The 22,188-nt window shown below is 56.5% G+C and carries 19 protein-coding genes; 8 read left to right on the forward strand and 11 right to left on the reverse strand.

The window, feature by feature from the left end:
* Positions 1-30 precede the first annotated feature (30 nt).
* The 5 genes from VN577_23970 to VN577_23990 all read right to left on the reverse strand — a co-directional run bounded on the left by VN577_23970 (position 31) and on the right by VN577_23990 (position 6,186).
* Positions 31-729 carry a VIT family protein gene (locus tag VN577_23970; GenBank protein HWR17907.1) on the reverse strand — a complete coding sequence of 233 codons (699 nt, stop codon included), beginning with the start codon at positions 727-729 and terminating at the stop codon, positions 31-33.
* A gap of 25 nt (positions 730-754) precedes the next feature.
* On the reverse strand, positions 755-3,568 hold the full coding sequence (locus tag VN577_23975; GenBank protein HWR17908.1) for a cation-translocating P-type ATPase: 2,814 nt from the start codon (positions 3,566-3,568) through the stop codon (positions 755-757).
* 130 nt (positions 3,569-3,698) lie between these two features.
* Positions 3,699-4,580 carry a universal stress protein gene (locus VN577_23980; GenBank protein HWR17909.1) on the reverse strand — a complete coding sequence of 294 codons (882 nt, stop codon included), beginning with the start codon at positions 4,578-4,580 and terminating at the stop codon, positions 3,699-3,701.
* 323 nt (positions 4,581-4,903) lie between these two features.
* Positions 4,904-5,659, reverse strand: coding sequence for a lipid-binding SYLF domain-containing protein (locus VN577_23985; protein HWR17910.1), 756 nt, complete (start codon positions 5,657-5,659; stop codon positions 4,904-4,906).
* A 251-nt stretch (positions 5,660-5,910) separates the two neighbouring features.
* Positions 5,911-6,186 carry a hypothetical protein gene (locus tag VN577_23990; GenBank protein ID HWR17911.1) on the reverse strand — a complete coding sequence of 92 codons (276 nt, stop codon included), beginning with the start codon at positions 6,184-6,186 and terminating at the stop codon, positions 5,911-5,913.
* A 266-nt stretch (positions 6,187-6,452) separates the two neighbouring features.
* Between VN577_23990 and VN577_23995 the strand changes: the two genes are divergently transcribed.
* Positions 6,453-6,818, forward strand: a complete 366-nt coding sequence (locus tag VN577_23995; protein ID HWR17912.1) for an iron-sulfur cluster assembly accessory protein — start codon at positions 6,453-6,455, stop codon at positions 6,816-6,818.
* 58 nt (positions 6,819-6,876) lie between these two features.
* Here VN577_23995 and rimO read toward each other — a convergent pair whose 3' ends face one another.
* From rimO to VN577_24015, 4 genes are all read right to left on the reverse strand, one after another.
* The gene (rimO, locus tag VN577_24000) at positions 6,877-8,388 is read right to left on the reverse strand and encodes a 30S ribosomal protein S12 methylthiotransferase RimO (protein HWR17913.1); all 1,512 of its coding nucleotides are present in this window, start codon (positions 8,386-8,388) and stop codon (positions 6,877-6,879) included.
* Between the two features lie 43 nt (positions 8,389-8,431).
* On the reverse strand, positions 8,432-10,063 hold the full coding sequence (locus tag VN577_24005; protein ID HWR17914.1) for a tetratricopeptide repeat protein: 1,632 nt from the start codon (positions 10,061-10,063) through the stop codon (positions 8,432-8,434).
* Positions 10,064-10,256: 193 nt separating this feature from the next.
* Positions 10,257-10,748, reverse strand: coding sequence for a prepilin-type N-terminal cleavage/methylation domain-containing protein (locus VN577_24010; protein ID HWR17915.1), 492 nt, complete (start codon positions 10,746-10,748; stop codon positions 10,257-10,259).
* Positions 10,749-11,057: 309 nt separating this feature from the next.
* A complete protein-coding gene (locus VN577_24015) occupies positions 11,058-12,392 on the reverse strand; it encodes a pitrilysin family protein (GenBank protein ID HWR17916.1) in 1,335 nt (444 codons plus the stop codon).
* Between the two features lie 122 nt (positions 12,393-12,514).
* Between VN577_24015 and rlmN the strand changes: the two genes are divergently transcribed.
* Positions 12,515-13,642 carry a 23S rRNA (adenine(2503)-C(2))-methyltransferase RlmN gene (gene rlmN / locus VN577_24020; protein HWR17917.1) on the forward strand — a complete coding sequence of 376 codons (1,128 nt, stop codon included), beginning with the start codon at positions 12,515-12,517 and terminating at the stop codon, positions 13,640-13,642.
* 41 nt (positions 13,643-13,683) lie between these two features.
* Positions 13,684-14,646, forward strand: a complete 963-nt coding sequence (locus VN577_24025; protein ID HWR17918.1) for an aldo/keto reductase — start codon at positions 13,684-13,686, stop codon at positions 14,644-14,646.
* Positions 14,647-14,658: 12 nt separating this feature from the next.
* Here the strand turns inward: VN577_24025 and VN577_24030 are convergent, their stop codons facing one another.
* Together VN577_24030 and VN577_24035 are read right to left on the reverse strand one after the other, a co-directional pair.
* Positions 14,659-15,762 (reverse strand): TIGR03118 family protein, encoded by a 1,104-nt coding sequence (locus VN577_24030; protein HWR17919.1) that lies wholly within the window; start codon positions 15,760-15,762, stop codon positions 14,659-14,661.
* 191 nt (positions 15,763-15,953) lie between these two features.
* Positions 15,954-16,196 (reverse strand): hypothetical protein, encoded by a 243-nt coding sequence (locus tag VN577_24035; GenBank protein ID HWR17920.1) that lies wholly within the window; start codon positions 16,194-16,196, stop codon positions 15,954-15,956.
* A 138-nt stretch (positions 16,197-16,334) separates the two neighbouring features.
* Between VN577_24035 and VN577_24040 the strand changes: the two genes are divergently transcribed.
* The 5 genes from VN577_24040 to VN577_24060 all read left to right on the forward strand — a co-directional run bounded on the left by VN577_24040 (position 16,335) and on the right by VN577_24060 (position 22,143).
* Positions 16,335-18,623, forward strand: a complete 2,289-nt coding sequence (locus VN577_24040; protein ID HWR17921.1) for a tetratricopeptide repeat protein — start codon at positions 16,335-16,337, stop codon at positions 18,621-18,623.
* 68 nt (positions 18,624-18,691) lie between these two features.
* Positions 18,692-19,261 (forward strand): type 1 glutamine amidotransferase domain-containing protein, encoded by a 570-nt coding sequence (locus VN577_24045; protein ID HWR17922.1) that lies wholly within the window; start codon positions 18,692-18,694, stop codon positions 19,259-19,261.
* A gap of 34 nt (positions 19,262-19,295) precedes the next feature.
* On the forward strand, positions 19,296-19,778 hold the full coding sequence (locus VN577_24050; GenBank protein ID HWR17923.1) for an N-acetyltransferase: 483 nt from the start codon (positions 19,296-19,298) through the stop codon (positions 19,776-19,778).
* A gap of 12 nt (positions 19,779-19,790) precedes the next feature.
* Complete coding sequence (locus tag VN577_24055) at positions 19,791-20,546, forward strand: hypothetical protein (protein ID HWR17924.1); 756 nt, start codon at positions 19,791-19,793, stop codon at positions 20,544-20,546.
* A 121-nt stretch (positions 20,547-20,667) separates the two neighbouring features.
* The gene (locus VN577_24060) at positions 20,668-22,143 is read left to right on the forward strand and encodes an ATP-binding protein (protein ID HWR17925.1); all 1,476 of its coding nucleotides are present in this window, start codon (positions 20,668-20,670) and stop codon (positions 22,141-22,143) included.
* Positions 22,144-22,188 lie beyond the last annotated feature (45 nt).

Consider the following 22,188-nt stretch of genomic DNA (forward strand, 5'->3'; position numbering starts at 1 on the left):
AGTCTTCCGAGGCCTGTTCGATTGAGTTGCTCATGACACCGTGGTACCGAACAGTGCTCCAATCCCTGCCGTTGCAGCCATCGCCAAAGCTCCCCAGAAGGTGACTCGTCCGGCGCCAATCCATGGAGAAGCGCCTCCTGAACGCGCAGCGAGCGCACCCATTCCAAACAGGCAAATCAGTGATGCAGCGGGCACTGCGAAAACGATTCTGGCTTGTGCAACCGACACCACAACTAAAAGTGGTAATGCCGCACCCACCGAGAAAGTCGCTGCGGACGCCAATGCAGCCTGAATAGGACGTGCGAGAAGGTGTTCTGAAAGTCCAAGCTCGTCACGAGCATGCGCTCCAAGAGCGTCATGCGCCATCAATTGCAGGGCGACCGTCCTGGCGAGTTCCGGCTCCAGGCCCCTCTGAACGTAGATTGTGGCAAGCTCATTTTCTTCAGCAGTCCGTTGCGTGGTCAGCTCAGTGCGTTCTAAAGCCATATCCGCGCGTTCCGTGTCGGCCTGCGAACTGACGGAAACGTATTCACCAGCCGCCATGGAAAGTGCGCCCGAGACGAGACCCGCTACACCGGCAAGCATGATTTCGGATCGCTGTGAATTCGCCGCTGCGACGCCCATAACCAGGCTTGCCGTTGAGACGATCCCATCATTTGCTCCTAGGACAGCGGCGCGCAGCCAGCCAATTCGTTCTGACCGATGTTGTTCACGATGTATTCGACGCATGGTCGCAGTGCCTTTCTATTTGGGATTACGCCACTCTCCTGGGTGTACTTGGGGTGATGACTTTGCTCAATTCACGAAGCCACAATACTGAGCTAGCTACAGTGAGGCAAAACACCCAATCACGAAAACTCAAGCTCGACGTGGAAAAAGCACGCTGTAATACAGGCATGTATACCGCGGCGGCCTGCATCGCGAGTGACAAGAAGATTGCAAGCCATACCCAATGATTGCGGAAGATGCCGTGAAACGCGCTCTCGTTATCAGAACGAGCATTTAGGACGTTGAACATCTGGAATAAGACCAATGTCGTAAACGCCATAGTTTGGGCATAAGTCATGCTTCCTGAGCCATCGATCAGCCCTCCTGGAAGACAAGCATCCAGGACGAACAACGTGCCCGTAGCCATCACGGCGCCTACAAAGAAAATTCCCAGCCACATTTGTCTTGTGATCACCTTTTCGCCGATCGGACGGGGTGGCCGGTTCATCACACCGGGATCAGAGGGATCCACGCCTAGCGCAAGGGCGGGTGCCCCGTCGGAGACGAGATTGATCCAGAGGAGTTGTGTTGCCAGCAGCGGCAAGACGACGGCATTGTTATCCGCTCGCAAGCCGATGACCTTGGCGAGCAGAACGCCGAAAAACATCGTCATCACTTCGCCGATATTTGACGACAGCAAGTACCGCAGAAATTTTCTGATATTCGAAAAAATGGAGCGTCCTTCTTCGACCGCCGCGACGATGGTTGCAAAGTTGTCATCGCCTAAAATGATGTCGGACGCTTCCTTCGAGACATCGGTTCCGGTGATCCCCATGGCAATGCCGATGTCGGCCGTTTTCAAAGCTGGCGCGTCGTTGACGCCGTCTCCCGTCATAGCCACAACCGCGCCGCCCTGGCGCAACGCCTTCACGATTCGCAGCTTGTGCTCAGGGTTCACGCGTGCGTAGACGGAGGATTCTGTGGCCGTTCTGAGCAGCGTCTCTTCCGACATTGCCCCAAGTTGAGCTCCTGTAACCGCTCGCTCACCGCTACCCGCGCCCAACTCAAAAGCGATCGCTTGCGCAGTTTTAGGATGATCTCCGGTGATCATCACTAGACGAATCCCGGCGCCTTGAGCGCGAGCAACGGCCTGTTTTGCCTCCTCCCGCGGAGGATCGATCATTCCGACGATTCCGGCAAACACAAGGTCGCGTTCAACACTGCTGTCGAGCAGTTCACTTTCCGTATCGCTGGGCACGGTTCGGAAAGCGATTCCGAGTGTCCGCAATGCCTGGCTCGCCAACAGTTCATTCGTAGCCAGGATCTCCTTGCGCCGGGCGTCGGTTAAGGCTCTGCGGTTTTCTCCTACAAGTTCCTGTGAGCAACGCGCGAGAAGTATGTCGGGTGCACCTTTCGTGAAAACCAGGAGGCGCTCCTGTCTTTCGGCATCCGTATGGATCGTGCTCATCAGTTTGCGCTCGGCTGAAAAGGGAACCTCGCCAATGCGTTCGAAACGCGCAGCCAACGTTTCAGCTTTCAATCCTGCTTTTCGAGCCGCAACCAGAAGCGCACCTTCTGTAGGATCGCCTTGGATGGTCCAGCGACCATCCTGCTGCTGTTGAAGAACGGCATTGTTAGCGCGGTCTGCCGCCGAAAGTGTTCGACTCAATTCGAGGCGAAGGTCGCCTTCAACATCCGCCCCACCTTCTCGCCTCACCTCGCCTTCCGGGGCATAGCCGGTGCCCTGCATCTCCACTCGGCCGGAAGCAGTAACCACGACTCGAACGGTCATTTCATTCTTCGTCAGGGTACCCGTCTTGTCCGAGGCGATCACACTGGCTGAACCGAGCGTCTCCACCGCAGAGAGGTGACGAACGATGGCATTCTTGCGGGCCATTCTCTGAACACCAACTGAGAGGACCACTGTCACCACAGCGGGCAGTCCCTCGGGAACTGCTGCGACTGCCAGCGCTACCCCCAGGATGAGCACTTCGAAAATTGCTGAAAACCCTCTTACATCTTCAACGAGAACGATGGTCCCAATCATCACCACCGCAATCACTACCACGATGGAACCCAGCAGCTTGCCGACTCGGTCGAGTTCCTTTCGCAATGGTGTGGTCTCGTCTGGAACTTCCTTCAGCATGTCCGCGATGCGTCCCATTTCGGAATTCATACCGGTCGCAATGACCACACCGCGTCCGTGCCCGTACGACACCGATGTCCCGCTGAAAATCATATTGCTGCGATCGCCGACACCAGCCTCTTCGGTAATGGCTCCCACATCTTTTGAGACAGGCAGGCTTTCGCCGGTCAAAGGTGCTTCTGTCGTTTGCAGTGCGGTGGATTTGATGAGACGGGCGTCGGCGGGAATTGTGTCGCCTTCTTCCACCAGGAGTATGTCGCCGGGGACGATCTCCGTGGCCGGGAGCTCGCGCTGTATGCCGTCCCGCACCACGTGTGCGTGGGCTGTCGCCATTTTCCGAAGAGCAGCTACGGCAGATTCCGCTCGCTGCTCCTGGATGTAACCCATGGCGGCGTTAAGGAGCACAACCGCGAAGATGGTGATTGCCTCGTACGGCCATTCTGATTCGCGCTCATACACCCAAAGAATTGCCGAAACAGCGGTCGCGATCAGAAGAAGTACAACGAGCAAGTCCTGAAATTGTGCGAGAAACTTCCGCCATGCCGGCACCGGCTTTTCAGCCGCTACCTCGTTCTTTCCGTAGACAGCCAGCCTTTGTTGAGCTTCCGTTTCGCTCAGCCCCAACCTCACGTCGGTCTTGAACTGCGCAATGACGTCGCTGAACGGCAGTTGGTACGCAGCCCGGGCGCTACGTGGGTCAGTGTCGACGGACATTCTTTTCCTCGCTGTCGGCGCGGTTCGCATGTTACTCCGAGGCCGTGGCTCGACACAGCAGGTGCTCGGTCGAAATCGTGCGGTCAGCGTTAAAACGGCAGCTGATCTGTCCGCATAAAAACCGTACTGACTACTGTTGGTTCGGTGCCCGCACTGTAAGTACGGGACATGAAGCTCCCACGATGATGGCGTGGGCCGTGGATCCGAAGTGACTAGCCACCCGCGACCAGCCACTTCCTCTCACCCCGATGACGATCAAGTCCACCGAGTGTTCGCCGGCAATCTCCAAAACCTTCGTCGCAGGCCTTCCTTCGGCGATGAGCACCTCTGTGCTGGCGCTCGGAGTGGCCTGGTGCGGAATAACTTTTTCCAGTCTCTCGGCGAGCGACGCGTGTGACAACTTAAGGTCTTCTTCGTTTCGAACATGAAGCAGAATCAGCCGAGCTTTATGGCGTCCCGCTAATGACATGGCGTAAGCACCTGCTCGCCGCGAATCTTCCGAAAAATCGCTGGCGTACAGAATGTTGCGTATCGCGACCTGCTTCCTGGCGGACGATGCCGGGCCTACAGTTAAAACTGGACATTCGGCATCACGAACAATCTCTTCCGCAATTGATCCAACGGTCAGCTTGCGAATTCCGCTTCGTCCGGTTGTGCCCAGGGCAACCAGGCCGATGTCATGCTCTTTGATCCAACTGGGCATGACTACTCCGACATCGCCTTCGTGCAACAACGTCTTTGCCGCAACACCATGGTCCTTGAGTTCGGTTGCGAAGGAGTCGAGCTTCTTCTGTGCGCCCTGCCGAACCTCCTCTTCCACGGCGTCGAATGTTTGTGGTCTTACCGCCACATAGGTGCCGAACGGGATCACGTGTCCCACATACACGGTTGAGCCGTATTGCAGAGCAATTTCCGTCACATAGGGCAAAGACCACAACGATGCCGGTGAAAGATCTGTCGCCACGAGAATGTGCTTGAAGCTGATTGCTGGTACGCTTGCCGCCGTAGACATGACGTGCTTCTCCTCCACTGACGCAATCAATTCCCTGAGAATGGGTAACGGCGTCTACTGTGTCGCAGGTACAACTACAACGCCTGGTAAAGGAGGGCAAACGCGATACAGACCCCTTTTGCTAGAACCTCAAAAACGCACTGGTGCGTCTGCCGATTCCGCCATCTTCGTACTTGGATCTGTGTGTCTCGCCAATTGTGCCATGGTTCTCAGCGGCACACCAGCGAGCTGCATTCGCGGCGATGTAGCGGCATCAAGACAAAAAAATGCCGGACAGTTTTAGGACGTGTCCGGCATTCACATTTCGAGTTACTGCGATTACTTTACTGGGGATTGTTGCTCGCTGCGCGGGCTTCCTGGAAGCTTTGGCGGACCGAAGCCAAAAATTCCTGCGAAAGCCGCGGCGGATTGAGTTCGCCGCTCAGCGCGAGGCGGAATGGCACGTCCTTGCCGTAGAACGCCACCGTGGTTTCCTCATCCGGCCGAATGGCTGCGCCGCTCAGGTCGAGACCCGCGAAAAGACCCCGGGCTCTTGAATACGTAAGCACCTGGGCCTGAAGCTTGTAGTCGGTATTGGCGGACGCCTGGCGTCCAACCGGTCCGGCTGCTACGGAGCCTTCTCCACCGAGCTGGAACTTCGAGCTAAGTAGATCTTGCATGCCCTGCGCATTCATGATCATCATGACGACATCAACAGCCTGTGCACCGATCTGCGCGCCCCAACTGCCGCCACTGATCGTGAAAAACGCCGGCGCGCTCCAGCCGTTGTTGGTACGGCAAGTGGCCACGCCGCGACCGTGCTTTCCGCCGATCACAAATCCGCCCTTGATCATGGAAGGCACTACGGCAACGCATTTGGCGTCTTTCAATACGAACTCAGGAATACCGTCATCGGGTGCATTCACGAGCTCGCGCAAAATGTTCGCGGAATCGTTCATGCGATCCACGGCTTCAGCCTTAATACCTTCAACATTCGACCGCGCGGCAGCACCGCCCGAAGAAGCACTGTTCTGGCGTTGTGCACACCCCGTCGCAAACACCAGGGAAAGGGAAAAGAGAATCACCGCTCCAAATTTCATACCAAGCTCCACCTGTGAACCCAAAAGGTCGCGACCAAGCCTTGTTCTTGCTGATGCCGGTCGCCTGCATATGCGATTCGAGCGGACGAGTACGTGTTGTTTAAGGTGGAGCTCCTAATGCGGAATTTTGCTTAAGGCAGGTATGCAACAAACAAATCAGGGCCAACCAGAGAACCCCACCAGCGTACGTAATGCGTTCGCCCGCCAGCCAAGTCCCTGGAGCCGCTGAAACGTTCAAGTTGTGAGGGCTGCTACTGGAGCTTGAACAGCCCTTCGTAGACCCACATTCCGGCAATCACCAGTATCAGTGTGCCGGAAGCGGCCCCAAGTATTCGCATGGGCATTAGAGTTTTATCCATGCGGGCATGGATCTCCTCTTGCTCTTTGGCCATGTGCGATTCAGCTTCATCCAGATAAAGCTGGTCTTCCTCGTGCAAGGACAAAGTGCTGCGGTAGATCAGGAGGATCAGCAGGAGGGCAGTCAGGACGGCCCAAACGACGAGCAGCATCGTCAGCATTGACGACATGCGCCACCTCGCGTGACTCAATGGACCGGTCCCGATACTCGCTTCCCCGCTTATTCCCCACTTCGTGCGGGGACCGGGTAGGGGGGCCTTGGCCTAAATTATATGACGGTTTGCAAGTACCCGGTGTTTACCCTAAGGCAAAATTCTTTTGTGCGACGAAATCGGGGGTAAACCCATCTAAACATTGGACGTAGTACCGGGATTGAGCCGGGTGTATCCGGCAGATTCTGCTATAATTCAGCAGCAACGATTCGAAGGAGAGAGGAATGGCAACTACCACCACGCCGACCATCGGCACCAAGACTACCCCGATTAACATGACTTCGACTGCGGTCGCCAAGGTAAAGGAAATTATGGCGCAGCAGAATCCGGTTCCCGCTGGGCTGCGCGTGGGTGTAGTCGGCGGCGGCTGCTCCGGCTTCTCGTATTCGATGTCGTTCGAGAACGGCGCCGGCATGATGGACAAGGTGCTCGATGTCGACGGCCTGAAGATTTACGTCGATGCCACGTCGATGATGTACCTCAATGGCGTGACCGTTGACTACGTCGAAACGCTCGAAGGCGCGGGATTCAAGTTCGAAAATCCCAACGTGAAGAACACTTGCGGCTGCGGTTCGTCCTTCAACGTGTAACGTTTCAGATTTCAGATGCCCCGCTTGCGAGCGGGGCTTTTCGTTTACGCGCAGAGCTCTACAACAGTCGAGCCACGAGATCGTAATCGTGTGCTTCGGTAATTTCGCAACGATAGAACTGTCCGGGCTGAACGTCTTCGTGATCGCCGAAGTCGTTGATGTACACCTTGCCGTCAATCTCCGGCGCGTGCATAGCCGTGCGTCCTTCCCAAAGCAGTTCGCTTTCGCCGGACGGCCCTTCAACAAGGATGTCGAACTCGCGCCCGACCAGTGCGCGCTTCGCTTTCTTACTGATCTGCTTTTGGATGGACATCAGCTTCTTCCGACGACGTTCAATCTCACGCTGCGGGAGCTTGTCTGCGAGGTGAAAAGCCTTGGCGCCGTCCTGGTCTGAATAGGAGAACGCGCCCAGCCAGTCGAACCTCGCGGCCTTCACAAAGTCGCAAAGATCAGTGAAGTCCTGCTCGGTTTCGCCGGGAAATCCGACGATGAACGAACTTCTTAGCGTGACGTTGGGAATGGTGGCGCGCATCTTTTCAATCGTGTTCAGAAATATGTCGGCGTTCGCGCCGCGCTTCATCAACTTCAGGACGTTACCCGAAGCGTGCTGAAGCGGCACATCGATGTACGAGCAGATCTTCTCGTGCTTCGCGATTGTCTCCAGCAGCTTGCCCGTAATCTTGTTTGGATAAGCGTAGAGAAACCGCACCCAGCGCAAGTCTTCGATATCAGCCAGCTTCTCCAGCAGCAGCGCGAGGCCATCCTTCAGGCCGAGATCTTCGCCGTAGCAGGTGGTGTCCTGTCCGATGAGCGTAATTTCGCGCACGCCTGACTTCGCCAGCCGTTCAGCTTCGGCGATCACCGATTCAAAACGGCGCGACCGGAACTTGCCGCGCAACTGCGGGATAATGCAGAACGTGCAGGGATGATCGCATCCCTCGGCAATCTTGATGTACGCCGAATATTTCGGAGTGGCCAGCACACGTGGCGTCTCTTCGTCGTAGAGGTAGTTTGGCAAGTCGGCGACGGCGCCATCCCACGACTCGCGTGAGAATCGTCCGGCGGCTTCGCGGGCGTTACCTTCTTCGCGTCCGGAGAGGATCACGAACGGGGAATTACTCTGCTGTTGTTTCCGAGGCTGAATTCCCGCAGCCTGCAACACTTGTTCAAGCTCACCTGTGCCGACCACTGCGTCGACCTCGGGAATGTCCTTCTGGATGTCGTTGCGATAGCGTTCAACGAGGCAACCGGCAACGACAAGGCGCTTGGCGCGGCCTTCAGTCTTGTGCTGCGCCATCTCCAGGATGGTGTTCACGGACTCCTGCTGGGCCGAGTCGATAAAGGAGCAGGTGTTTACGACGATGACGTCGGCTTCGTCGGCGCGAGGCGTCAGCTCGGCTCCGGCGCGCGACAATAATCCCATCATGACCTCGCTGTCCACGAGGTTTTTGGGACACCCCAGGCTTACAAAGCCGACTTTCGGACGCGCTGGCAGGGAAGCGCCCTGCGATGTTTCGTCCTGCGGCTCAGTTTTGGGCTGAGGCACTACGGTGAGCGTTGGATCAGACATGCAATCCTTCTATTTTAAAGCAGTTCTGGGGATTGCGGTAAGTTCAATGAGCTTGGCGAGCCTGCAGTTGCTGTTCCTCTTTAGCGGCCTCCTGCGCTTCCTGGATCCTACCCTGTTTCTCCAGCGCGAGAGCCAGAACCTGCCGGTAACCGGGTTTGTAGGGCTTCAGGCGAATCGCCGTTCGGACGGCCTGCTCGGCTTCCGCGTACTTGCCCAGTTTGATCTGTGATTCAGCAAGGACGGCATATGGGTCGGATTCCAACTGCATGATCGAGAGTGCACGTTTCAAGTTCTCTTCGGCTTCGGCGTATTGGCCGTCGATGAAATATCCGAGACCCAAGTTATAGTATGCGGACCACGCCCGCGGATTTCGCATCACAACCTGCTGGTAGGCGAAGCGGGCTTCTTTGTAGCGATTCTTCGCCGTCAGAGCGGTACCGAGATTGTTGTAAGCGACTGCCTTGCCAGGCGCAACTTCGATTGCCCTGCTGAATAACAGCACGTCGTTAGCCCAGTAGATCTGTTGTGCTGAAGTTGCGGCGCTTAAGCCGAGGACAACAACAACTGCGACCGCGAACTGCGACGCCGAAGCGGAGAATAGCTCGCGCGAACCCCACCGGATGCGCCGAATGAGGCTCGCCACAATAATCGCGAATCCAATCGACGGCACATAGAGGTAGCGGTCATGTGCGATGTCATCAACTGCAAGTCCCGGTATGTAGAGCACCGGCAGCAGCGGAACCATCATCACTACAAAGCCGAAGATTGCCAATCGCTCTTTGGCGCGATACGCCCAGTAGAGTACCCCTGCCGTTACAGCCAGCAGCGCGAAAACAGGAAACCAAAAATTCGCCCAGGTCATTTGCAGGACCGGAGGAATGTCGTAATAAAGGCCGAGTCCAATTGGATAAACAAGGTGCTTCACATAAAACCAAAGGAGGAGAGGCGCGTTGAGAATGATCTCCGCGAGCGTCATATGGATGATCGGATGACTCATGCCTCCCAGCACCGCTGCGCGCATGGTTGCATATGCGATTGTGACAAGAGCCAAGAGCACGATCGAAAGCGCCACCGGGCTAATGTGTCCACGCAGGGAAGTTCGATGGGCGAAGACGAAATAGGCGAGCACCATCATCGGCGTCATCATTGCCGTTTCTTTGACGAGCAGGCCTCCCGCGTAAAGCAATAGCGAAGCGGCGAGCCACTTCCATTTCAGTGAAGTTTGACTGAATGCATTTACAAAGCACAGCAACGACGACACAACGAAAACGGTCATCAGAGAATCGGTAGCGCCCGATATCCACGCAACCGTTTCGAGATGTGACGGATGCACTGTGAAGATCAGGGCAGCGAATGCGCTGAGAAGAAGGTCCCCGCTAAGCTTGCGCACCAGTCGAAAAACGAGGAAGGTCGCTGCGACGTGGACCAGCACGGCTGCCGCGTGCCATCCCGCGGGATTCAACCCGAATAATGAGTGATTCACGAGCAGCCACATGGTAAAGAACGGCCGCCAATAGTTGCCGAGCACCAGGGGATTCGAGAAGCTCCATACGTCGGTCCGAAAAAGCCATGGCAGGTTATGCCAGGATTTAATCAGCGGATTGCCGACGATCTGGTTGTGGTCGTCGAAAACGAACTCGAAACGCAGGGTAGCCATGTAGAGCAGTGCCGGCACGAGGCATACCAGCAAAGGAATTAGCCATTGTTGTCGGGCTGTTTCGTCGGGCCGTGAGATGGAGGTTCCAGGTGATGCCATTCGTGAGGAGTATTGCACAATGGGGTGCTATAAAACGAAGGAAGCAGGCCGCAGCCTGCTTCCTGTTATTGGCTCGTACCCTCCCCCGAGAGGTACCTCGCCAAAGTCAATGTTACTGCAGCGGGGCAGAGGTGTCGGTCGCCGGACCAGTGGTGTTGTAGCGGATGACGCCCGACTGGTCGGTGAAGAAGTAACGCTGCCCGGTTTGCGGCGACAGGCGCTCACCAGTCGCTGTGTAGTTGGTGTTCGGGTTGTTAACCGTGGGATCGCAGGCCGTTCCCTGTCCGCCTGAAGGGGTCACCGTGAAGCTGTAACCGCTCTTCACACCGGACGCCAGAACGGAGTCGATCAAGCCTGCGCCCGTCGGGGCTCCGCCGGTACCACCCATGTTGGTCAGGGTTGTAAAGCCGCAGCCTGGATACGTGGAGGCATAAGTAACTTCAGCGGTGTTGATCGTACGGAGCGAACCGACAGCCGACGCTTCGTTAGCAGCAATACGCGAACGGAGCAGGTTAGGAATCGCGATCGCGGCGATAATTAGAATGATCGCTACAACGATCAGCAACTCAATCAGCGAAAAACCTTTTTGATTCTTCTTTGTCATCTCGAACACATCCCCTTGCTTTCGTTTTGAAATCCCTGAGTTCCCAAACTCGCCGTGTATAACGGCACGTGGCCAGCCAAAAGTCATGACTTGCTGGTTACCTTTGTTCAGAACGTGGTGGAAATCGAAACTTGCTTGTTTTGTTGAGGTTAGCTGCTGCTGGATTTTGCGACGCACACCGGGAAACTACTCTGCTCGCCGCACTTTGACACTTTCCGCCATTTTCGATGACAGATTGTGTCAAAACCGGGATTCCGGCGTTTCATTGTTCGTCTCAAAAAGTGGTTGTGAGACAGTAGGGATCTGAGACTAGCAGGCCAGAGATTCCCGGGAGATCTTCAACCCATTCAGGTTCCCAAGCACGGTCACGGCTATAGCTCCCGTCTGGAAATACTCCTGAGAAAGATGGGTGACGTCCTCGGCAGTGACGTTTTCCACCCGCTCGATGATCTCATCCATGGAATAGAAGCGGTCAAAGTAGAGTTCCTGGCGAGCCAGGTTCGACATCCGGGCGGTCGAGCTCTCCAGACTGAGCATCAGGCTGCCTTTCAGTTGGTCCTTGGCACGGCGCAATTCCTCGGCGGAAACCGGTTCCGATTTCAGCTTCTTGAACTCGCTCACAATGGACTGCACCACCTTCGGCGCGTTTTCGCGCGAGGTGCCGGCATATACGCACATGCATCCGGTGTCACGATACGGGTTCAGTTCACTGTAGATCGCATAGGCCAGGCCTTGGCGCTCCCGCACGCTCTGGAACAACCGCGAGCTCATGCCGCCGCCAAGCAAGGTGTTGAGGATGTAGGAAATGAAACGCCGGCTGTCGCCGATCGAGAGTGAAGGCACGCCGATACAGATCTGCACCTGCTCCAGGGCCTTCTTGTTCCGCATGTTGATGCGCGCTTGAATCTTCGGCTGTTCCTGCTGGAAGCCGTTTGGCCCCGGCTTCAACTGGTTGAATTTTTCCTTAACCAGTTCGACAAAGCGGTCGTGTCTCACATTCCCTGCAACCGAGATAATCATGTTGTTAGGAATGAAGAACCGCCTGTAATACTCGAACAGCAGCTCCTGCTCGAACCGCTTCACTGTTTCCTTCGTGCCCAGGATCGGCTTGCCCAGCGGATGATCTTTCCAGAAGTTCTGCGTGAAGATCTCATGGACCAGGTAATCCGGGTTGTCCTCGTCCATCTTGATCTCTTCGAGAATCACGCCGCGTTCGCGCGACAGTTCCTTGGGATCGAAGGTCGGATTCAACACGAGGTCGCTAAGGATATCGAGCGCCGTAGGGAGGTGCTCATCAAGGACTTTCACATCGAAGCAGATGCATTCCTTGGCGGTGAACGCGTCCATGTTACCGCCGACCGAATCGACCTCACGGGCGATCTGCTCCGCATTGCGATTCTGGGTGCCCTTGAACACCATGTGCTCGACGAAGTGCGAAATGCCGTTCAGTTCCGGCATCTCATGGCGGGAGCCGGTCTTGATCCATATGCCGATCGACACCGATCGTATGTGCGGCATCTCCTCCGTGAGAATCGTCAGCCCATTAGGCAGCACTTCACGGCGAACGTTGCGCAACCCTTCCATGACGAGTTCACTGGTAGCGGCTACGGTTAACCCCTCGTTGTGCAAAAACAATTCTTTCATAACCTTGCGGTACTCGTCATAGCAGATTAGAGGCTTTTATTTTCAACAACTTACGGATTTTCTGGCGAAAAAGCGCGCATCCACCCAGAAGGAATCTATAGTAAAGACAGGTAATTGGATGCATGAGGCTGCCCCCACAATCCGACTTATTAGGCCTTAATCTTCAAGAACTTACGGCTGCTGTTGTGGAAAGTGGCCAACCGCCGTTCCGGGGCAAACAGTTGGTCGACGCCATCTACCGTCAGCGTGTGGCGAATGTTGCGGATATCTCAACGCTTCCGCAGAGTTTTCGCACGTCGCTTGTAGAAGAAGGCGTGAACATCGGGTGGCCAGAGATCTTGAAGCGGTTCACTTCGCGCGACGGCACCGTGCGTTACCTGATTGGCTTCCGCGATGGAGAGAGCGTGGAGACCGTCTGGATGCCTGAAGGCGATGGCGGCGAAGCCGGCGACGGCACCGACGCATACGAAGACACCTCTGAACGCCACTCCCACGAATGGCACCGGGCCACGATCTGTATTTCGAGCCAGGTCGGTTGTGCAGTGAACTGTCAGTTTTGCCTGACAGCCAAACTGGGCGTGAAGCGCAACCTCAGCGCTGGGGAAATCGTTGGACAAGTGCTCGTCGTTTTGCGCGATCACCAGGTAGACCTCGATACCGAACGCATAAACTTGGTCTTCATGGGGATGGGTGAACCCTTTCTCAATTACGACAATTTCATGAGCGCCGTGCGTCTTCTCGTTCAGGAGGTCGGCATTTCCGAATCGCGCATGACCGTCTCCACGGCCGGCATCGTTCCTCGTATCGAGGACTTCGGTCGTGAGCCCATTCGCCCCAAACTGGCAATCTCGTTGAACGCCTCCAACGACCTGACCCGTGAAGAAGTTATGCCGCTAAACCGAAAGTGGAACTTGAAGCAATTGCTCGATGCGGCCAAGACATTCCCGCTTCGCAGCCGGGAGCGGTTAACTTTTGAGTACGTGCTGCTAAAAGACGTAAACGATTCCCGCGAAAACGCACGCGAGGTCGCTCGACTCCTCAACGGCATTCGTGCCAAGGTCAACCTCATCGCGCTGAATCCCGGACCGGACATCGCCTTCGGCACGCCGGACGACCACCGCGTACAGGAATTCCAGAGCATCCTGATTGATGCCGACATCCCCGCCTTCATTCGTCGTCCTCGCGGGCGCGACATCTTCGCCGCCTGCGGCCAGTTGAAGCGAACCGAGGAACTAGTCAGTCTCGCCTGAGACATGACACGCTGCATCCAAAGAGCAATACTTAACTAGTCATGCAAAAACGTAAGCTCGGCAGCACTCCGTATCAGATCGCTCCCCTCGTCTTCGGCGGCAATGTTTTCGGCTGGACGGCCGACGAATCGACCTCCTTCAAGCTCATGGACGCTTTCCTCGACAACGGCTTCAGCCTGATTGATACCGCCGACTCTTACTCGCGCTGGGTGCCCGGGCACAAAGGTGGCGAGTCGGAAATCATCATTGGCAAATGGATGAAGGCCCGCGGCAATCGGGGCAAAGTCGTCGTTGCCACGAAGGTCGGCTCCGATATGGGGCAAGGGAAGAAGGACCTTTCAAAGAAGTGGATCTTACAGGCCGCCGAAGACTCGCTCCGTCGCCTTCAGACGGACTACATCGATCTCTACCAGTCTCACTGGGATGATCTCGAAACCCCAGTCGAAGAGACGCTCGAGGCCTATGACGAACTCGTCAAGCAGGGAAAGGTGCGCACAATCGGTGCTTCGAATCTCGGACCGGATCGCCTGATTGCATCTCTGGAAGCCAGCAAAAAGAACGGTTGGCCGGTTTACCAAACGCTTCAACCCAATTACAACCTCTACGATCGTGCGGACTATGAATCGAAGTACGAGTCCATCGCGCAGAAGCATGGTCTTGGTGTGATTCCGTACTTTTCTCTGGCCAGCGGATTCTTGGCAGGAAAGTACCGTTCGGAAGAGGACCTGAAGGCTCGCGCTCGTGGCGCGTTTGTGAAGAAATACTTGAACGAACGCGGCTATCGTATTCTCGATGCGTTGGATGAAGTTGCGAAGGCAAGCAACGCAACTCCCGCGCAAATCGCGATTGCATGGTTGATTGCACGCCCGAGCATCACCGCACCAATTGCGAGCGCAACGTCCGTAGATCAGTTAAACGAACTGATTACTGCGACACGAATCCGTCTTGATGATGCCTCGCTGCAGAAGCTCAACCAGGCGAGTGGAATTGAGAGGCCGGCATGAACCGGCCTTCCTCTATTCTGACGTGCCTCGATTCTCTGATGCTACAGCGGTAATTTTTCCAAAAAGGCCATTCTGCTCATCATTTGGGCCCGCGGTGTAATACAGTTCCGTCGCCAACCCGCTGTTGGCCGAGTTGGCTCCGAACGAAATCGACCACAGCCCGTCAACCGCCAGCGGTGCGCCTGCCGAAGTTAGCATCATGCCTTCGTGTTTTCCCGACACAACGTTGAATGCGTGAATCGTTCCGTCGCCGAAGTTTCCGATCAAGAGGCGGTGGCTAAACCGCCCGAAGTCTCCGGGCGCCAGTGCTACTCCCCAGGGCGCGTTCAGGAAATCTCCATGTTCCAACCGCAGTAGCAGTTGGCCGGTGGGATCGAATATCGCCACAAAGCCTAGACCGGGACCATGCTCTTCGTCATTGCTGCCGGATTCGCGCTTAGCAAATGTCACCACCAGGTTCCCGCCAACGTTCTGAATTCCGAAGGGTGCATAATTCTGTGCCCGCCCATGATCCTTAAAATCAGGCTCTTTGCTGGCTACCAGTTGAAAATTGCTGTCGAATACTTCAACGCGTTTGGACTCGAAGTTGGTCGCATACAGGAAGACTCCGGCGTCGGTCTGCGCCAGGGCACAGCCTTTGTAAATCGCCTTGCCACCGCGCAGTACTTTCAAGATTGCATTGTTCCGATCCACGTTCGGGTTCCAGGCTGCAATCGTGCCGTCTTCGGTGCAGAAAAGAAAAACTGCTGGTCTGCCAGGTGCGACCTCGAATCCGGTGCTGTAGTTCCACACGGTGCCAGTTGGAACTGATGTTCCGGTCCCGTCGGCCGTCGGTATTTTCACCACCAGCGCTTGCGGCACGCCGGTCGCGTTGTACAGGCTGGCAAGGCCAGTACCGTTGTCCGCCACCCACCATGGCGACGAAGAACTGCGAGCCAATCCCCAGGCATTCACGAGGTTCGGGTCGAGATTCGGAGCAGTAGGAGATGTCGCGGCAACATCAGCCGTTAGATCAGTCCGGGTGTAATGCTGGGCTGCACTTATTCCGACCAGGCAAAACACGATCATCACAACGGCGAATTTGTGGAACGCGATCCGTGAAAAGCGAGCGAACATAATTTCACCTCGACGCGAAAATCTTGATTGGATAGACACGAGGCCGTCCCCACGAAGGCCTTATGCTTCAAGAACTAGCGTGATCTTTCCGAAGAAGTGAATTGTCACTAAAAGGTAAATTTCTTGTCTTATTCCTCACGCAGCGCCGGCATCGGGCAGATGAAGGTGGGTCAGTTGCGCGGACGAGAGACTTATTCCTTCAGCTTCAGCCGACTTTTGTTTTCTTCCAGGAAGGTGCGCAGATCTTCAGCGCGGTCGAGCAACCGGACCCACTGCTCGTAATACAAAGTCACCGGAAAACGCCCGAGCCCGTACACGCTGACTGCGCCCTTTTCGCTGACCCGAAAGTCCAGGTTGCCGGATCTCTTGCTTGCCACCTGCTTTTCCAAATCCGCCAATCGCGCTTTCAGTTCTTCATAACTCGGTTCGGACATTCGGTGAGACCTCCGCACTCATTGTAGCGAAAGGTTGCATCGGCTCTGCAAAATTGCCGGAAGTGGTTCAGCCAACTGCATTTCCGGCGGATTCATCTTGGAAGAGTAGCTCGCGAACCTGCGAGCGGGGTCCAGTACATGCGCGCTCTCCGCTTCCTCTTCATCGCCGCGATGTCGGCACTTATCTTTTCTACCGGATGTTCCCGAAGTCTTCTGAACCGCGCACAGCAATTTGAGCTACAGGGCAAACCAGGGAACGCCCTGTTGGTTTACCGCGAAGCGCTCGCCAAGACACCCGAGCGGAATTCAGCGAAGCGTGCCGAAATCCTGATGCGCATGGGGAAATGCCTCTATCAGATGGGACGTCTTTCCGAGGCTTTTTCCACCTTCCAGAAAGCAGCCGAAACCGACAGAAACAACAATGAGGCGAACATCCGGCTCGGCGAAATGTACCTTGCAGCGGGCGCTCCCGAACGCGCGCGGGAGTTGGCCCTCCTCGTGCTGAGCAGGGCAGCGACCAATGTCGATGCCATGACGCTATTCGGTACCGCGTCGCTCGAGGTAGAACAACCGGGTCTCGCGAAGCAATCGTATGAGCAGGTGCTGCGATCCGATCCGAAGCGGGTTGATGTGGCGATCGCATTGGCCGATATCTACAACCGCGAAGACAGGATCGAGAAGGCCCGCGAAGTTCTCGAACACTCGGCGAAAGCCCTGCCGGGAAGCCCCATGGCCCTCCTTGCGCTTGCTCGACTAGAAGAACAACAGGGCAATGGCAGTGCAGCGGAAGGGGCCTACCGCCGGGCCGTTTCCGTACAGGACTCACCCGAAACCAACGAACGCCTGGCGGAGTTTCTGATGCGTAGCGCCCGCGTGACCGAAGCCGAGCAGGTGCTCAGACGCGTGGACGCACAACAGCCCCGCACTCCGGTAGCTTTGGGAGACTTTCAGCTTTCTTCCGGGCGAACCAGCGAAGCACTTGATCAATATCTCGGCGCAGCGGAACGCCTGAACGTGTCACAGGCAGGGAAGCAGAATGCCACCAAACCGACGGACAACAGCGGTTTGCTCGCGCGTGTGATGGAAGCCGAAATCTCGGATGTTGCCGGCGCGGATCCCAGAATCCGAGGACCGCGTTTGAAGTTACTCCGCAAGCGGCTTGAGAGTGTCCGTCAGCAACTGGATCCCGCTACGGCTGCGATCCTCGAATCCGAGGTGGCGTTGGCCGACAATAACTTTGTTCTCGCGCAGGTATTCTCAACGGCGGCACTCGATCTGGCGCCCGAGTCGGCGGCCGCCCACTACATTTCCGGCTGCGTAGAGTCGGCGAGTGGCAACGACGACCGTGCTGTGAAAGAGTGGGAGGCCGCTCTCGACATCGATCAGCACTACACGCCGGCGAGACTCGCAATCGCCTCCAAAGCCCTCTCGCGAGGAGACGCACAACAGGCCGACCTCCAGGCTCGTTTTGCGGTTCGCGATGATCCCGGTAGCATTCGTGGACTGCTTCTGTTTTCCCGTGCATTGCTGTTGCAGGGCAAGCCCACCTCAGCCATGGTGATGGCACAACGCGCAGGAGCGTTGAACCCGAATTCCGTCGAGGCACTGATTGTGATGGGCGAATCCGCCCTCATGCAGAACCGCCTACCGGAAGCCCTCATGGCGTTTCAGCGCGCTGTCGTGACGCATCCGGATTCCGACGAGGCCATTGACGGACTGCTGCGCGTCTACCGTCGCGGAACACTGTCGTATTCATCGCTCGCCAAAATGGAAAAGGTTGCGGCGCAGCCTCCGGTTTCGAGCACGCTCCTCGAGATCACCGGCAGGCTGTTCGCCGAGCGTGGTTGGTACAACGAAGCCATCCGGTCACTTCAGGCGTCGGTCAAGGCAGATCCCTCGCGCGCCACCGCTGCTCGACTTCTCGCGCAGCTTCAACTTTCGACGGGGAACGTCTCCGCGGCCACGGCGGCAGCATCGCAGCCGGGAGGCAGATCGGAGTCGTTATTGAACGCGTATCGCGCGGAACAAGCTGGATCACGTCAGCAGGCGATCGATTACTACGAACGCGCGATCCACGATGGTGACCAAACAGGAGTCGCGGCCAACAATCTCGCCTGGATTTATGCCTCGCAGAAGCAGCATCTTGATCGTGCGCTGGAACTTGCAGGAATCGCCGCTAAGGCGATGCCGAACAACCCGGCCGTGCTCGATACGATGGGATATGTTCTCCTTCAACGACGCGAATACAGTTCTGCCGTGAAAATCCTGGAAACAGCAACACGTCTGGCAAGTGTCAGCGAAGTTGCCGTGAATCCGGAAACTCTCACGCAAATTCGCAGGCATCTGGCTGATGCCTACTACTCCGCGGGGCAGACTGAAGCTGCATTCCAGTTGACCCAGAACCGCCGTTTTTCCGCGCTGAAATAAGCGGGCGGCTCTTAAAGCCGCCCCAGCATCCCACCCGTTAAATCAATCTGAACATTAGGAGTATCTCGATGCCTGAGCGCAATCTTGATGGCATGCGTGTAGCCATTCTCGTTTCGACAAATTTTGAGCAGGTGGAACTCGAAGAACCCATGGAGGCGCTGGCGCAAGCCGGTGCGGATTGCCGTATCGTCTCGCCCACGCAAGGCAAAATCACCGGTATGAAGCACGACGAAAAGAAGGATAACTTCAACGTCGATTTCACTCTCGACCAAGTCAATCCCGACCAGTTCGACGCCGTGATGATTCCCGGGGGTGCATTGAATTCCGACTTCCTCCGCGTCATCCCCAAAGCGCAGGATTTCGTTAAGAAGGTCAACTCGGCTGGCAAGCCGATGGCGATCATCTGCCACGGCCCGTGGCTGCTCGTGTCGGCTGGACTCGTCAAAGGACGCACTCTCACGAGCTATCACACCATTCAAGACGACATCCGTAACGCCGGCGGCAATTGGGTCGATCGCGAAGTCGTTCGCGACGGCAACTGGGTCACCAGCCGTCAACCCTCGGATCTGCAGGCGTTTAACCGTGAAATGGTGAACGTCTTTTCAGAGCTCCGCCAACCCGTGAATCGCGCCGCGTAATCACGATCACGCACGCTCGAACTACAATTCGAGCGTGCGCTACCGCATCCGCGACTACAAACCGGAAGACTTCGACCGTCTGCACACGCTCGACCAGGAATGCTTTCCTCCGGGCATCGCCTATTCGCGCCGCGAACTCGCCTACTACATCAAGCGTCCGCACGCCTTTACTCTTGTTGCCGAAGAGAAGAACAAGGCCATTGCCGGTTTTATCGTTGCCAGCAGCCATCCGAAGAAGATGGGGCACATCATCACCATTGACACTGACCGGAAACTCCGCCGCTCCGGGCTGGGCACATTACTGATGAATGCCGCAGAAACGCGTCTCCGGGAGATCGGCTGTGAGGTTGTATTCCTTGAAGTTGCAGTGAACAACACCCCGGCTATTAAGTTCTACAAAAAGCTGGGGTACTCCATTCTCAAGACCCTCATGGGCTATTACCAGGGCAAGCTGGATGGCTTCCTCATGATCCGCCGCTTTTCAGAAGAACAGGGCGTGACGGGAATCACAAAGTAGCTGTTTTGGCGGATGCTAAAATCCATTGATCTCATGCTCCTGCTTTTGGCCATCTTCGCCGCCGGGCTGCTGCACGGAATCGGCCCCGATCACCTTGCCGCCATTACTGCATTCGGGGTCGCCGTCGAGCACGATTTCCGCCGTGTCTTGTGGTTTGCCGTTCGGTTCGCGGGCGCGCATGCACTGGTCATTGCAGTTGCCGGAATTGCCGGATACTTCGGCCGTGGGCTTCTACCGCAGTCATGGGAAAACGCGTTTGAGCTTGGCGCTGGCGGACTACTCGTCCTCACCGGAGTCGCCGCCGTCATTGGCCTTCTCAGCGGCAAGATCAAGGTCCACGAGCACATCCACAAGCACCATCACCATCCGCACAAGCACCTGCACGTGCACATGGTCCCCTCGGCAAACGAAACCTGGGATCACGAGACTGCCCATCGCGCTCCTGAGCACATACACCACGGCGGAATCGCCGCCACGCTTGGCATTCTCTTCGCGCTGGGTGGTACGCGAAGCCTCATTGCCGTCGTACCCATTGCGGTGGCTCCCACGTTCACGCAGACCCTCCTTCGTGTCGCGGTCTTCGTCGTCGGCATCGTCCTTTCGATGGTCGCTTACGCTTTCATCACGCAACACGTCTTCGGACGCCTGGCCGACCGCGCCAATCGCATCGGCTATGCGCCGGCTTTTATGAAAGCCTCGTCCTATCTGCTCGCGGGATTCTGTATCGTCGCCGGCATGATGACGATCTCCGACCGACTCCTCGGCTAGCGTGCAGGTGTAACCGTTTAGCCGTCGACACCCTGCTTACCCCCCTGAAATTCTGTTTTCCGGATAAGTTGCGCAGCGATGTTTTGAGATACACTGTCGCCTTTGTAGCTGTCCTTGGCTTATGCCCGACATTACCCGAATCGTCGGAACCTTCGTCGCAGAGGCTTCGGCCCGGCCGGCTTGGCAGCGTTACTGCATAGCCCTTCTCGCGCCACTGCTCGCTGCGTTCCTAACCGGGCGGGTCCTCCAACTCAGCCACTATCCTTTCTTTTCACTATTTTCGCTTGCTGTAGTTATCAGTAGCATCTTCGGAGGAATGCGTCCTGGCTTCGTGGCGACGGTCATCGCATGTCTGGTTAATCTCTTCTCCGCACCTCCGTTCGATTCCATCCGGTTGGCTCAGGGACAAGACTTTGTCCGTGTACTGGTGTTCGGCCTGGCCGGGTTCTTGATAGCTCTATTCGTTGGCGCGACCGGGGAACTTGAACGCCGACTCCTGCTCGAACGTACGCGTCTTTCCGTCACGCTCCAAAGTATCGGCGATGCTGTGATCGCGACTGATGTCGAAGGCTGTATCACCTTCATGAATCCCATCGCCGAGCAGGCGACCGGCTGGAAACTCACCGAAGCCAGCGGCCTTCCTCTGGAAAACGTCTTCCGTATCGTCAACGAGTCAACGCGCCTCACTGCTGCCAATCCCGTCCGCCGCGTGCTGGCGGAGGGCCGCATCATTGGCCTCGCGAACCATACTGTACTTATTCGGAAGGACAGTACTGAGATCCCCATCGACGACAGTGCGGCGCCCATTCGCAGTAACGATGCCATCGTAGGGGTGATCCTCGTCTTCCGCGACATCACCGAATCCAAGGTAAGTCAGGCTGCGCTTGTTCACGCGGAGAAGCTTGCGACTGTCGGCAAACTCGCTTCCACCATCGCCCACGAGATCAACAATCCGCTCGAAGCAGTTTCCAATCTGTTGTTCCTTGTTGCCCACGATGAGAGTCTTTCGCACGAGACGCGTCATTGGGTGTCGCTTGCAGAATCGGAACTTGCTCGCGTATCCGACATGGCGAAACAGACTCTGTCTTTCCACCGCGGCGAAACTAAGCTTGCCAACATACCCGTGCGCGACCTGATCCAGTCTGTGTTTGTGCTCTACCGCTCTCGAGCAGCAAATCGCGGCGTCGAGTTGCGCAACGATCTCTCCGAAGACACCACCGTCTTCGGTATCGCCGGACAACTTCGTCAACTCGTCAGTAATCTGGTTACCAACGCGATTGACGCCATGCCTGACGGAGGCCAGTTCCGCGCCTCTGCCGAACGCATCCAGCGGGACGGCAGTTCGTTGATGCAACTGTCATTCAGCGATACCGGGCAGGGAATCGCACCGGATCACCTGAGGCGCATCTTCGAGCCATTCTTCACCACCAAGGCGCACGTCGGCACCGGACTCGGTCTCTGGATCACCAAGCGAATCGTCGAAGATCACGGCGGGGAGATCTCTGTCAGGAGCGACACCAGTTCAGGCGCCAGCGGCACCACCTTCATCGTCAGTCTCCCTGAATCCGAAGCGAAGGCGGTCCGGAGCGCTGGTTAAGTCGGGTTCTGCAGAAATAAAACGGGGCGCCCGCAGGCGCCCGCT

Source organism: Terriglobales bacterium (assembly GCA_035561515.1).
In the GTDB taxonomy this organism is placed as follows: domain Bacteria; phylum Acidobacteriota; class Terriglobia; order Terriglobales; family Acidobacteriaceae; genus DATMXP01.